The following is a 13133-nucleotide window of genomic DNA, read 5'->3' as shown; positions in this document are numbered from 1 at the left end:
TTTATATTTAATTTTGGCTCTGTTAAACGAGGCTGTTGATTTTCGTTCCAGGCGCTTCGCTTTCCTCGGGGCGTGCGGTGAGCCTCCTCGTCGCTTTGCTCCTGCGGGGTCTCACCTGCCCGCTTCATCCCGAAGGAGTCTACGCGCCTTCCACTACAATCAACAGGGTTAAAAATCTACATTCAGTTTAACACGGCCTTTCCAATAAATCGAAAGCAGCTTCCAAATCCACATCCCGTTCAAGATGTTCTGGTGTCCATGGGATGTAAATATGAGGCTGTATTCCTTTCCCTGTCATCCCATTTTCTTGATCGATTCTTGAAAGCCTTGAAGTTGGATACCATAACTCATATCCTTCCTCCCAGCTCTTCCTTGTCAAATTCGCATAGTCATTCAAGCCAGCTGTTGCTCTGCCTATCACAGTCACTTTATTTGACTTCTTGCAATTCTCAACGAATGAATCTCCTGCACTCCCGCAGAATACATCCGCAAGAACGATAATCCTTTCAGGGTTGCTTAACCCTTTAACAAAAGTATCTGGCAGAAAGTCATCAAAATTGAATTCTGCAAATCCCTTGCCTTTATTGCGCACCCATTCTCGCTCCCAGGCATGCAAGAAATTCAATGCTTGTGTGTCTTTAACCAGCTCCATCTGTTCTGACAGCCCGGCCAGTTGTCTTTCAGCATTCGCTTCCGTGCAATTGAACAGCATCCGCTCCTCTTTATCCGCAAGCTCAACACCTTCAACAGGCATCAAATATGGAAGCAGGCAAAAATAGCTTGTATCACTGCCTCCATAATTAACTCGCACATCAATGATCCAGTTTTTAGCCGAGCTCAGCAATTCATGATGATTGATTGCCATTTCCAGTATGGCATCAGGATTATCGAAATCAGTCATCGTCATGAGCAAGGTTGTTTCATTAAGCTGTTTCACCGAGTATTCAGGTATATACTCGGTTTTATCATATAATTGAAAATCAACCTTAATGACCTGGCCGTCTTCTGTTTCTAATTCACCAGTATTATATAATGAAAGAATCGGTGTCCAGTTTTCCCGTTCAGGATGATTTTCAGCCAGCAGCTTTGCGTGCATTTCCTTCAGTTCAGTAATGGTGAAGCCGCCTAAAGTCTTGAAAGCCCAGCCTATCTTAACCCGTTGTTCCTCTTTTGCTTCTGTTACATACAAACGGTCTTCAAACCGCCTGACCTTGAACCCTCTGTAACCTGTATTCTTCTCTGTTGCCTTGGTATTTTTGAAAAAGATATGCCGATCATTAAAATCTAGCAAATACTCCTTCACCGTCAGCTCAAAGCTTTCATTATCCAATGGTTCTGCGTCCTTCAATTTATTCAAAAAATAAGCTGGGTCATCCCAGCCTGCTTTGTCCTTCCATCCGGCATAATCATGATGCATAATATGGACGATTTCTTTAAAAATGGCTTCCATATTGCGCCTCCTGTTTATTTATATTTAAAAACACTTATGTAATAATCCTCTTCTGGAAAATCACCCATATACCGAAAGCCGTTCTCTTTATAAAAGTTTTTTAATTTGTCATTGCCTGCCCAGCAGTCCAAATACAAAGGTATTTTGCGCTCCTTTGCATATGTACAGGCCCAGTCTGTTATCACTTTGCCATAGCCCATCCCCTGATATTCAGGAAGAATCGCAATTTGGAAGAGATAATTGCTGCCTGGTTCAATGACACAGTCCCTCAAACTATGAAGCTCTCTTATTCCGAAGGTCCCCACGCCCTTTTCATTTTTTGAGAGGATATAAAGAAACTTGCTTTGGAGCTGCTGACGAATTTCTTTTTCATCCCAGGGGTATTCCCATTGATTAATTCCTTTATTATGTAAGTCTTTCGCTGCTTTATTTAAGATATTCAATACTTCTATAAGGTCATCCAGGGTTGCTGATCTTATTGTCATCATTTGACCTCACTTATTTGGAACAAGAGAATATTAGTACTAGAGGGATTCGCTTCCGGCGCTCATACTCAGTTTCATCTTTGAAATTGTTAGGCCGTGGAGTACCTTCTCTCAAATCTTCAACCGTAAATCCGGACTGTTTTAAAAGTCTAAAATATTCTTCTGTGGTGCGATGATATTTAATCACCTTTTTGCCAATCCATGGCTCAGCTCTTTCTCCGGGGTTAAAATAATCATCAACGATCCAGTCGGTTCTTCTTCCTGAAGCTTCGGCACTTTTCGTTGATGCTGTCAGCACTGGATGCTGAACACTGAAGATGAACCTTCCACCCGTGACCAAGGTGTTATATACCTTCTCAAGCACACTTTCCAAATCAGCCAGATAGTGCAGCGCGAATCTCGAAAGTACCAAGTCATATTGGTTGAGGTTCGGCTTCCACTCTTCCATCGAGGATTGTTGAATAAGGCCTGTCATCCCTCCAAGATTCTTAGCTGCAATCTCAGCCATATTATTGGAGCCTTCCACACCTGTGTAGCTATTGGCTCCATTTTGAAGCAGTTCAACCCCTATTTCGGCACCACCACATCCCAGGTCGCATACTGTCAAACCTTGTGGATCACCAATTAACTCCATCAAAACAGGTTTTTCGATCGCATTATTAGGACTCTCAATCCTTGAACTGCGCCTCAGATAGCTTTCGAAAAAATCTCTTTCATCATAAACAGATGCTCCGCGAAACTCCATCTAATTCCCTCCATTTGTAAAGGATGACAAATCTTCAATATTTTATCATAATATTGGAAAGAAGCAAGAGGGAAAAGATTAATGGCTAGCCGTGAAACTTGCAACTAGCTCTTGGAATAAAATTTATAAACTTGCTCAAGATTGCCCTTTATTCCTTTTGTCCCCTTCCAATGTTTATATTGATCGGGCACTTTGAGTTTTTCTATAAATTGCTCAAGTGAATATTCTAGTGACTGAGCTTCTATTCCTGATTCTATCAAAAAGGATAAATACGATATTAATTCATCGAGCAGGAGCTCATTACCTATTGCTCCATGACCAGGAACAAATATCTCAATGTCTTTTTGCTTAACTTTATTTATAATCGTTAAAAAAGATTCCGGGTCATATATTGGCAGGTGCAGATTTTCTGTAAGCAGATCACCCATAAAGACTATTTTGTCATCAGGCAAATACATAAAAGTATCGCTTGCTGTATGGCCCCCGCCTAAGCAATGCAATTCAACCCTCCGCATGGACCCTTCAATTACTAGCTTCTCTTCAAATAATAATGAAGGTAATACCATCGTCAATATAGGAAGGTCATCTAACACCTTTGACATCTCATTATATTGATTTAGTAAGCTATACTTTATAACTTCATCTTTGGAAGCTTCGACTTGGGATTGGAGTTGGATTAGATACTCCTTCATTTCTCTCCGTTCAGTTTCTAGATCACCTATCGTATTCTTGTCCTTGCTTAACTGATGTGTCATCGCCGTTGAAATAATAATGCTATCTTCAAACACTTGATTTCCAAAGGTATGATCCCCGTGATGATGGCTGTTCACCAGGTACTTTACTTTCTTTCCGGTAATTCCCTCAGCTTGTTTTCTTAATTCGTATGCAGCCGAAGGAGTGCTTAAGGCATCAAAAACAATCAAATCATCACCAAGGTCTACAAAACCAGCGTTGCTCCAAGCCCCTTTTCCTGGGTAAGCAATCGCTGCGTATACGCCGGGCTTGATAGAATAAATTGAAAAGTACTCGGTTTTTGTTATTTCCTTTACTTGATCCCTCATCATTAGTTCCCTTCAGATATAATTGCCCTTGCAGGTCGATTAGATAGTTACTATTCAGCTGGTATTCACTAACAATTAACTAATAGGAATATAGATTTCAACTTCTTCGCCGCCAGAAACCGGATAATACACTTCCACAATAAAATTTTCTTGTGCAGCCCTAGTCAGGCTTTGCTCAGCAACCCATTGATCCAACATCGAATATAAGCTGCCTATATCTGATCCGTTCCCCCTGGTCATTGCATATGTATGCTGTACCTCAAGATATTCGATCCCTTCTGGCAATCTATCAGGTTGTTGATCAACTAAAAGACCAACATAAAATAGGCCTTCTTCATGGTTTTCATTTCTGCGAGGTTCATATATGGTTACTTCATTGCCTGCTTTCGGAATGCCGGCTGCAGTGTTTAAAAATCGATGTGCCGCCTGCGGAACCAGTGCTGCATAATCCTTGAATAACCCCTTATTCTTCTGGCCTGCTAATTTGAACTCCATCGTAACAACTGTACTCATCTTGTCCACGCTCCTTTTTCAATAACTATTTTTCGGACTCCATCCCTTGCTTCCTTCAGGTAAAAGATCAAACAAGGACCATATACTGCAGTAATCATCGCCAGGACCAAAGGCTGCTTTGGAATGATGCGTTATGCTGCCATCCTCATCCTTCACCAAAATGGAAACGCCAGGAAGTAAATATCCCTTTTCATCTCTAAACCCGAGATCCTCTTTAAAGGTAGTCCCCCTGGTCGAAACACTTTTAAAAGTCCAGCCTCTGGCTTTCGAAAAGTTCGCTAGCGTCTTGTAATCATCAGGACTTGTCAGCACAAAGGCCGCCCTATTTTCAAGATGTTGAGTAAAGCCGCTGAATCCATCAGCCCAAAGAGTACAATAGGAGCAAGATTTCCCCATATTGTGAATCACGATTAGTTCTTTGTGATCACCGAACAAATCGCTAAGCAGAACCTCTTCACCCTCAGTATTTGTAAAAGAATAGTCTTGAACGGCAAACTTGGGGTGTTTTTTCCGTAACTGCGCCAGTTCCCGTTTGACTTGCATCAGTTCTTTTTCTTTATTTTCAATTTCTTGTTCCAGCAGTTCATTTTGCTTATCAGTAGAATTCATATTAATGCTCACTCCTTCAGATACAGATCCCGTGCCCCTAATCCATTTAAAGATCAAATCGTTCCTTAACTATCTTTGCGACTTGTTCAGCGCTCAGGTCAGTATTATCAATTCTTATATAGTTCTCATTTTGTATTTCTCCCTTAAAGGAATTCAAGCGATACTTTTCAACCGACTCCAGCAGGTCACTTTCCGACCAATCAATATTCCTCTTGGTTGGCTTATGTTCCAGTCGGTGTGGCGTTTTATTGCGGTCAATCCTTTTTGCAATCTCTGCTTCCAGTTCTACAAAATAAACCGTTCCACCCTGGGATTCAAAGATTCTCGTGACATCCTCTACATACTCCCAGTCTGCCTTTAAATCAAAAGCCCAGACATAGGTAAAAATCATTCCGTATTGATCACTTCTTGCCATCGCCTCGAAAATTTCCTCACGAAACAGGGATACTAATCTTTTTCCCTCTTTTGTGCCGTAATCGAAGAAGGGATTCACGAGATCGATTGTCATATGGTTATGAAAAAGCTTTAATTCCGTTATTTTCTCCAGTTCATGTCCGACAGTCATCTTGCCCACAGCCTGCGGGCCAAATATTAATACGAATTTCATCAACTTTCTCCTTTAAACTTTGTTGATATTTTATAGATTTTTGAAAGAAAAATCCGCTTTAAAAAAGGTTTTTTAAAAAAGGCTTTCTAATAAAAGGCTGTTGATTTCCGTTCCAGGCGCTTCGCTTTCCTCGGGGCGTGCGGTGAGCCTCCTCGTCGCTTCGCTCCTGCGGGGTCTCACCTGTCCGCTACATCCCGAAGGAGTCTGCGCGCCTTCCACTACAATCAACAGGATCTTAATTCAACATTGATGAAGTCCATATCAAAAAAAATACTAAAGCCAGATCCCATTTTTATAGCGAAATTGTTTATTTATTGCGAAACGATTCTTATAGCCCTTTAACAATCAATAATGTCTTCTCCTTAAATTCCGGACTAAGCTCGCTCCAGACATCAAACCTATTCCCATCTGGATCAGAAAAGACGAAGTTCCTGCCCGCATGTCCTCTGTCCTCAATCGCACCGACTTGTATACCATTTTCCGAAAACTCGCTGTGTAATTTAACCAGGGCCTCCAAGCCGTTAACCTCAAAGGTCACAGCAAATCTCTCCGCCCCGTGACTATCTGTAAAGTTTGAACTCTGCCCCTCGGATTTGATGAGGAAAAAGCTCATATTTGCCAGGTTGACAATTGCTTTGTCCTCATCTTGATAGCTGATTTGCGCATCCAGCTTTTCGGCATACCATGAAGCAGAACGAGCTGCATCGCTGACAGGAATATAAATTGTTCCAACCCTGAGTAATTTGCCTTCCATATTAAAACCACCTTTCCTTGAATAAGTATTCGACTTGCGACAAAAATCCCCTTTCCAAATATCTACATTTCTCCATCCTAATTAGATGAAGGTTTAAAATACATGAATTCCTCCTCCCTTTCTTCCCCCGTTACCATATCCTTGATTTTGATTATGTTCTTTCTGACTTCCTCTTCCCCGATGATTATGACCTGCCTTACTTTTTCCTTGTTCGCTTTATCTAGTGCTTTCCTGAGCTTTTTCCTCCCCATTTCAACCTCGACTTTATATCCCTTGTCACGCAAATATTTAGCAGCCAATAAAGATTCCCTGTAGGTGTTAATCGGAAGGATGTAAAAGTCCAAATCCGAATCTGGTTCTTCAATTGCTGTGCTCATAGCGGTATAGATGACATCCAGGCCAAATGAAATCCCTACTGTAGCGAAGCTTTCATTAGTGCCAATCAATCCTCCAATGGCGTTGTCATACCGACCGCCGCTGCCAATACTGGATTTGATTCTTTTGTCTGCCAGAAAAATTTCATATATAGTTCCTGTGTAAATATCGAGACCCCGGGCCAAGAATGGATTGAATACACACTTTCCATCGATTCCTAGAAATTTTAGATAATCATTTAACTCTTCTAATTCAGAGAGCCCCTGTTTTACTTGATCATTTTTCTCGGAATAACTTTCAAAATAGCTATAGAATATATTCCTTTCAACAGTCAGGAAGTTTTTGATAAGCGTTATTGTGGATTGGGCCAAGCCTTGTTCCTGGAGTTCGCCTACAACAGCTTCCAGACCGACTTTTTCAAGCTTATCCAGAACCAAAACCACCTGGTTGATTTTTTAAGGGGGAGTCTCGAAAGCCTGAAGCATGCCAGTCAGCAATTTACGATTGTTATATTAATACATCCATTTCAAGCTTTTCAAATGCATCCAAGGCCATCTGCATTAATTCTGCCTCGGCCATTTGCGAATCAACCCCGACTATATCCACATCACATTGGGTGAATTCCCGGAACCTCCCTGTCTTGATTGGTCCATCGCGAAAAACCTTGCCGATCTCATACCTTTTAAAAGGCATTCTCAAGGTAGGATTCATTGCAATCACCTTTGCGAACGGAATGGTAAGGTCGTATCGCAGCGCTAAATCTCTTTCACCTCGGTCCGTCAGTGTGTACATTTCCTGAAGAATTTCAGCACCTCCGCCGTATTTCGATGCCAAGAGTTCTGTATAATTTAAAATGGGTGTTTCTAACGGCTTGCAGCCATATTTGATAAAGACATCCTCTAAAGTCCTCTTTACTTTTCTGCGAACCACCTCGGCATCTGGCAAATAATCAACTGTACCTCTTACGTTCTGATATTCCATCTTTTTCATTTCTATGACCTCCCATTTGGATAAAATAAAAAACCGCACCGATTAAGGATAAGAACTTAATCAATACGGTTTTATGAGAAATAGCCTTCCTATGTTCGATTTTAAAAAATCGGATAGCAAGGCTACTTGATATGATGTGATTGTGATGATGCAAGGGAATAATTAATGAATATCATTTAAATCACCTCTAATTTCAAATACTGTATCATATTCAAATGCTACATTCAATTCTTTTTTGCAAGTATTTCCATAATTTCCATTTGTGCTTTGGAGGTGTGTACATGATTAAACCAATCCTCATCTACCACGTCCTCTATGCCTGTCTGGATTTCAATTATATCCATATCTTTTAACAAAGTATGGTACGAAACTTGATTTCCATTGACCTTTACTCCGGTCATCTTTTTTGCCAGCTGTGAATTTAGATGGAAGGCATAATCTATGGCGGATGAACCCTCTGGTAGAGATACGGCATCCATTTTGGGCGTAAAGACGGTTATATCCCGCTGCATCAGTTCGAAGGAAATTAAATTATAGAATTCGACAGGATCATTCGTGATCGACTTGACGGACTGGATGGAATCCCGCAGTAAGCTTCTGCTTAGTTGTTGAATGTCCTCTTCCAGCATTCCGGATTTCAAAAGACTGAAAATCCCAAGCTGCTGCATGTTTTTAATTTCCTTTGATTTGACCTCAAATCTTACTTCAAACTGCTCGATGTAAACCTTCGTTACCAATCCTCCATGGAAAAAACCTTTCTTAATAGCGATATGATCCCGAAAATGGTCCTTCAGGGGTTCGAACAAGTTATGGATGATACCGAGAACTGTATAACATTGCAGGTCATCATTCGTTATAATTTCAATAGTAAATAGATCGGAAAGTGGAGCACCTTCTTGTAACAGTGAATACGACTTATAGATTGGCAACTCAAACCAATCGGTATTCAGCTTCATTTCTGTGGATGCTGCTTTTATTTTTTCGCTGCTCAGTTTAAATAATTGGGTAAAAACTAAATGATAGTTGTTCAGGAGCTTCCTTACACCTTTATATTTTTGTCGGTTTAAATAATGGAAGCTTAATTCTTCCAGTTCTTTTTGGATTTCCACAAGTCCTAAACGTTGTGCTAAAGGCGAGAAAAACACTAGAGTCTCATTTGAATAGGGAACCTGCTTTTCTGTTTTCTTCACCTTTAGCGTGCGCATATTATGCAGTCTGTCGGCAATTTTGACGATTGCCACTCTGATATCTGCTGCTGATGCAGACAACAACTTTTCAAAGTTGCTGGCGCTGTAGGCTTCTTTTTCAAGCAAGCCTTTATCCAGCTTCGTCAACCCGTTAACAATCGCTGCAACTGAAGTGCCAAATCGAGTTTCGATATCGGTAACAGAATAATGAGTATCTTCCGCCACGTCATGAAGCAAGGAGGATATTAAGGTAGTGGCATCAGCTTTATAATCCAATAATATTTTGCTGACGATAAAGGGGTGTATGACATAAGGTTCTCCAGTTGCTCTCATCTGCCCGCTATGTGCCAGCTCAGCAAAATCGATTGCTTGATTAAAAAGCTCTAATTCATTGGTATCCAAGTAAGCTGCAGCATCTTTTAATTCTTCCTTAAGAACGTTTATCATGGCATCTTCTCCAATGCTTATTTGCATTATTTTACCATCTAACAATGCAAATTTCATGGATTATTTCTATGATTATTTTTCCTTATGAAATGAAGATGCCAGCGAGTAAATAGCAAAGCAGCTATATAGTATGGAACAGAATAGGATAATTTCCATGTGAAATATCTCAGGAAGTCCAATTTCACCAGTGCAAACTCCAGAATAAGAGAAAATAACAGCCAGCCTGCCAAATATAGTACGAAGGCTTTAAGTTCCTTTGGCATGAAATTAAGATATATAATACCGAAGGACGCAGCAAGGGTGAGTTCAATGATATGGACAGAGAGCTGCACACCAGGTCCTGCAAGCTCGTACAATTCAAAATAAAAACTGAGAAGAATATCAGTGCTAAGATTGATTAAGGCAATCACAATCCAGTTTATATAAATCTCCAGTTTCGTTAAGTTTTTGGGCATCAGCCAAATAATCACTATATTGACCATCAGGACAACATATGGAAGCCAATACATCTTCTAACCACCTTATCAGGAGCAATTGTTCTCCTTAGTCTTGCTTTCAAGACGAACGATCCATTTATAAAACCAAAGCAGAAATAGTAAAATGATTGGGTCAACAAAAAAGGAATATTCAATTTTCCACCATCCATAATGGAAATACCCCCACGGTTCGGGCAAAAGGGCTGCCAGTTCATAGATAAGAATGCCGGCAACAAAAAGACTGAAAAACACTACCCTCTTAATAACACTTTCTCCAAAGGGATAGAAATTAAGGAAAATGATATTCACTGGCGGAATCAAGGCACTCCGGGGGATCAGTCCTAGCCAATCAACTCCGCTTTTAAAGTACCAGTAGCCATGGAACTTAAACTCCACAATCAAATCAAAGAGATTCTGAAATGCTGTTGTAAATGTCCATATATGAACAATCTGGCTTGCAGTCAGTCTTTTATTCAGTTTGAATGCAATAAGATTAAAAATAATAACTGAAACAAGAAGTCCAATCATACGCAAATCCTTTGTATTTTTTTAGGGTATGCCTACTTGTCTTTTGCTTTAATCTTCTCCTGTATGCTTTCAAGTTCTTCAATCGAAAGGCTGCCAAGGGATTTTTTGATTTCTTCCTCAATTTTTTTCCGGTTTCTTTCTTTGTATTGATCCCACCACTCCTGAAGTCCTTCGGTATTATTCAGCAAATAATCAATGTCGATCACTTCAACCTCATCATCAGACAGGTAATTGAGGACAGCCGCTAACAGGCGGTTGAGATTTTCAATTTGTTCCTTTGCTCTGGCAAGGGCCTCATTGTTGGTTCCCGCTGTATCTCCTGCTGATTCCTTCTCTGTTTCCTCATTTGAAACTGCAGATTTCCGTGGCAACGAGTTTTCCTCCTAGGGTGATTTTGTACTAGTATTTCCAAAATCTGCGTAATCATTAGGGAATATGGATTTAACCTGAAACAAAAAAAGAGCTGCTGACAGCTCTTTACATTCTGGTTATTCTTCATGTTGATATCTGCTGAAACCTAAATACCTCGTTCCCTGGAAACGAAGTTCGCCATAATCTCCTTCAACAAGCATTCCATACTGGTCACCATTCACCTGAAGCTGAAGCCGATCGCCGCTGTCAAACTCGAAGGTGACAAAATAGGAACTATGAACACGTGTTTCCCCGCCTCCGCGTACGCTGGTTCTTTTGGATACTACTTTTGCATTGGAGTTTAGTTGTGGCTGTTTGTTATTATTACTCCACGTGGAAACACCTTTCAATATGGTAAAAATAAGGACACCAATAACAATAATAAAAATAATACCAATAAATAACGGTACAGCTGAGAACATAAAGTCCCCCGGTCCTGCTGACATCATATTTTTCACCTCCGGCCCCAATCAGATTTCCCTCAAATGTTTTACGTTTATATTAGAGAAAAGATTCAGTTTTTCATGCTGTTCTGGACATACAGCTCAACCATTTTCTTAGAATTGTTACATGTTATTCAAAGAACATAAGCTGCATAACTTTAAGTTATAATTTTAACTCCTTATGCAAGATGAGCATCTCGCCCTGCCTTCCCATAACACGAATTCCTTTGTCCTTAAAACCGCCCTTTAGATACAGTTGCTGTGCTATCATATTCGCATGATTGACCCCTAAAATGATTTCATTTTTATTGGGGAAATGTTCCTTCACAAAGGATGGGAGGAATTTCATGGTTTCTCTGCCGATCCCCATTCCCTGAAACAGACTGGATATGGAATATGCCCTTAACAGGATACCATTCTTATTATCACTGTATGCTTTTACACCTTCCCAGCCATGCAGCACAAAAAATCCCGCAAGCTGGCTGCCATGAAAAATTGCAATTGGATGCCTATCCTCCTCCAGTTCGCAGCTTTTTAGTGCTTCTAACGGCATTGCTGTGTACTTCTGCTGTTCATCATGGAGATGGTAGCCCTCTAATAAAGGAAGATATTCCGATTTAAAAAAATTTAATGTTACTGCACTCTTTTCCACAATCGACATCCCATTCTCGCCCCTAACTGGCCTTTATCTTTGTACTGCCTTATTATGTATGCCTGATGCTTACTTCTCCTTCACGATTCTGATCGTGATCCCACTCCACATGAATTTCAAACGTACCTTCCTGAAAGAATAGTGGAAAGCGCCTGCGAATGGACACCTGCATCGGAAGCTTCATAGCTTCATCAATGGTAAACCACAAAGGTTTCCCTTCTGGTCCATTTTCGATCAAACTCCCTTTAAAATCCTGGGTTATATAATTGAATATCATGTAACGATCCTTTGTTACCGGGTTCACATACTCGTATATCCCTTTATAAACTAGATTGCTGACCTCCAAACCAGTCTCTTCCTTGACCTCCCGTATTGCACACTCCAGTATACTTTCCGGAAAATGGACTTTTCCGCCAGGCGGTATATATCCTTGAAAACTGTCATGCTGCCTGTCGAGCAGCAACACCCTATCCTCATCTTGAACCATGCAGACTGTCCAAAGCTTATAATTTATTGTCTGTTCCATGATTTCTCCTTCATTCATCGCCCGAATTACTTCTTAACAATCCTTTAAGTTCTCCTTTGACCTGATTATAATTATTAAATAAGATCGTTGTTTTAAATGGTCATACTCATTGTAATGGTACGATTTTTGAATCCCAATTTTTCATAGAGTTTAATAGCTTGATTACCTGCATATACACTTAACCGAACCTCTGTATATCCATCTTCCTTAAGAAGTTCGATGCCAGTCTCCATCAATTCTTTTGCGATTCCATTCCCTCTAAATTCCTCTAAAACAAACAATTCATAAATGAACCCATATTTCTTCTCAGTAAAAGGATTTTTACTTGTTCCTAAAAGAATCCACCCCATTAGATCATCATCTTCAGCTGCAATTAAATAATAGCTTCCTTTCTGCGCTAATGGTTCAACAAGTTGTTTGACCTTATCATCTGAAGGTTTTAACTCGCCTAATGTACCTTCAAACAATGCTTGTGGCGAAAGTGATAATACCTTTTTATATTCCAAGTCGGTTGGTTTTCTTATTACCATAAATCACGCTCTCCTCTTCCAATCCTTTAAAACAAGTTTTAGGTTAATGATTTTTTCATTAAGTAATGCTCATTCACAGCTAGTTACCTACTAGTAAGGACTATTCAAATTTGTTTAAAAAATTGGCTCAGTTAAAGCTGAATGTTGATTTTTAAACGCTGTTGATTGTAGTGGAAGGCGCGTAGACTCCTTCGGGATTTAGCGGGCAGGTGAGACCTAGGTAGAAATGGCCTGAGAAGAAGGGCCATTTTACCCCGCAGAAGCAGAGCGACGAGGAGGCTCACCGCACGCCCCGAGGAAAGCGAAGCGCCTGGAACGAAAATCAACAGCCTTGTTTAACAGAG

General features: G+C 40.4%; 16 protein-coding genes and 1 pseudogene. All 17 read right to left on the bottom strand.

Translation table 11 applies throughout. The annotated features are described in order from the left end of the window. Positions 1–187: 187 nt before the first annotated feature. On the bottom strand, positions 188–1450 hold the full coding sequence (locus AC3EBE_RS21210) for a S41 family peptidase (RefSeq protein ID WP_488597017.1): 1263 nt from the start codon (positions 1448–1450) through the stop codon (positions 188–190). Positions 1451–1464: 14 nt separating this feature from the next. Beyond that, on the bottom strand, positions 1465–1938 hold the full coding sequence (locus AC3EBE_RS21205; RefSeq protein ID WP_488597016.1) for a GNAT family N-acetyltransferase: 474 nt from the start codon (positions 1936–1938) through the stop codon (positions 1465–1467). A gap of 10 nt (positions 1939–1948) precedes the next feature. Next, on the bottom strand, positions 1949–2680 hold the full coding sequence (locus AC3EBE_RS21200) for a class I SAM-dependent DNA methyltransferase (RefSeq protein WP_488597015.1): 732 nt from the start codon (positions 2678–2680) through the stop codon (positions 1949–1951). Between the two features lie 104 nt (positions 2681–2784). Beyond that, positions 2785–3744, bottom strand: coding sequence for an MBL fold metallo-hydrolase (locus AC3EBE_RS21195; protein ID WP_488597014.1), 960 nt, complete (start codon positions 3742–3744; stop codon positions 2785–2787). A gap of 72 nt (positions 3745–3816) precedes the next feature. Then, on the bottom strand, positions 3817–4254 hold the full coding sequence (locus AC3EBE_RS21190) for a GyrI-like domain-containing protein (RefSeq protein ID WP_488597013.1): 438 nt from the start codon (positions 4252–4254) through the stop codon (positions 3817–3819). A gap of 18 nt (positions 4255–4272) precedes the next feature. Beyond that, positions 4273–4863, bottom strand: a complete 591-nt coding sequence (locus tag AC3EBE_RS21185) for a DUF899 family protein (RefSeq protein ID WP_488597012.1) — start codon at positions 4861–4863, stop codon at positions 4273–4275. Between the two features lie 46 nt (positions 4864–4909). Continuing rightward, entirely contained in the window at positions 4910–5470 is a 561-nt protein-coding gene (locus tag AC3EBE_RS21180; protein WP_488597011.1) for a DEAD/DEAH box helicase family protein, read from the bottom strand. A gap of 328 nt (positions 5471–5798) precedes the next feature. Then, complete coding sequence (locus AC3EBE_RS21175) at positions 5799–6224, bottom strand: VOC family protein (protein ID WP_488597010.1); 426 nt, start codon at positions 6222–6224, stop codon at positions 5799–5801. A gap of 77 nt (positions 6225–6301) precedes the next feature. Next, positions 6302–7589: pseudogene (locus AC3EBE_RS21170) on the bottom strand (histidine--tRNA ligase). A gap of 224 nt (positions 7590–7813) precedes the next feature. Beyond that, positions 7814–9223 (bottom strand): HD domain-containing protein, encoded by a 1410-nt coding sequence (locus AC3EBE_RS21165; RefSeq protein ID WP_488597009.1) that lies wholly within the window; start codon positions 9221–9223, stop codon positions 7814–7816. Between the two features lie 53 nt (positions 9224–9276). Beyond that, on the bottom strand, positions 9277–9732 hold the full coding sequence (locus AC3EBE_RS21160) for a hypothetical protein (RefSeq protein WP_488597008.1): 456 nt from the start codon (positions 9730–9732) through the stop codon (positions 9277–9279). Positions 9733–9747: 15 nt separating this feature from the next. Next, entirely contained in the window at positions 9748–10227 is a 480-nt protein-coding gene (locus AC3EBE_RS21155) for a hypothetical protein (RefSeq protein WP_488597007.1), read from the bottom strand. 32 nt (positions 10228–10259) lie between these two features. Then, positions 10260–10598 (bottom strand): hypothetical protein, encoded by a 339-nt coding sequence (locus AC3EBE_RS21150; protein WP_488597006.1) that lies wholly within the window; start codon positions 10596–10598, stop codon positions 10260–10262. A gap of 117 nt (positions 10599–10715) precedes the next feature. Next, positions 10716–11087: a DUF2500 domain-containing protein gene (locus tag AC3EBE_RS21145; protein WP_488597005.1), complete on the bottom strand. Its 372-nt coding sequence runs from the start codon at positions 11085–11087 to the stop codon at positions 10716–10718. Between the two features lie 157 nt (positions 11088–11244). Continuing rightward, the gene (locus tag AC3EBE_RS21140) at positions 11245–11742 is read right to left on the bottom strand and encodes a GNAT family N-acetyltransferase (protein WP_488597003.1); all 498 of its coding nucleotides are present in this window, start codon (positions 11740–11742) and stop codon (positions 11245–11247) included. A gap of 43 nt (positions 11743–11785) precedes the next feature. Continuing rightward, positions 11786–12259, bottom strand: a complete 474-nt coding sequence (locus tag AC3EBE_RS21135; RefSeq protein ID WP_488597002.1) for an NUDIX domain-containing protein — start codon at positions 12257–12259, stop codon at positions 11786–11788. A 92-nt stretch (positions 12260–12351) separates the two neighbouring features. Beyond that, entirely contained in the window at positions 12352–12789 is a 438-nt protein-coding gene (locus AC3EBE_RS21130) for a GNAT family N-acetyltransferase (RefSeq protein ID WP_488597001.1), read from the bottom strand. Positions 12790–13133 lie beyond the last annotated feature (344 nt).

It is taken from the genome of Mesobacillus sp. (genome assembly GCF_057785455.1).
The sequence above is the reverse complement of the archived record's forward strand: the minus strand, read 5'-3'. Positions and strand labels throughout refer to the sequence as shown.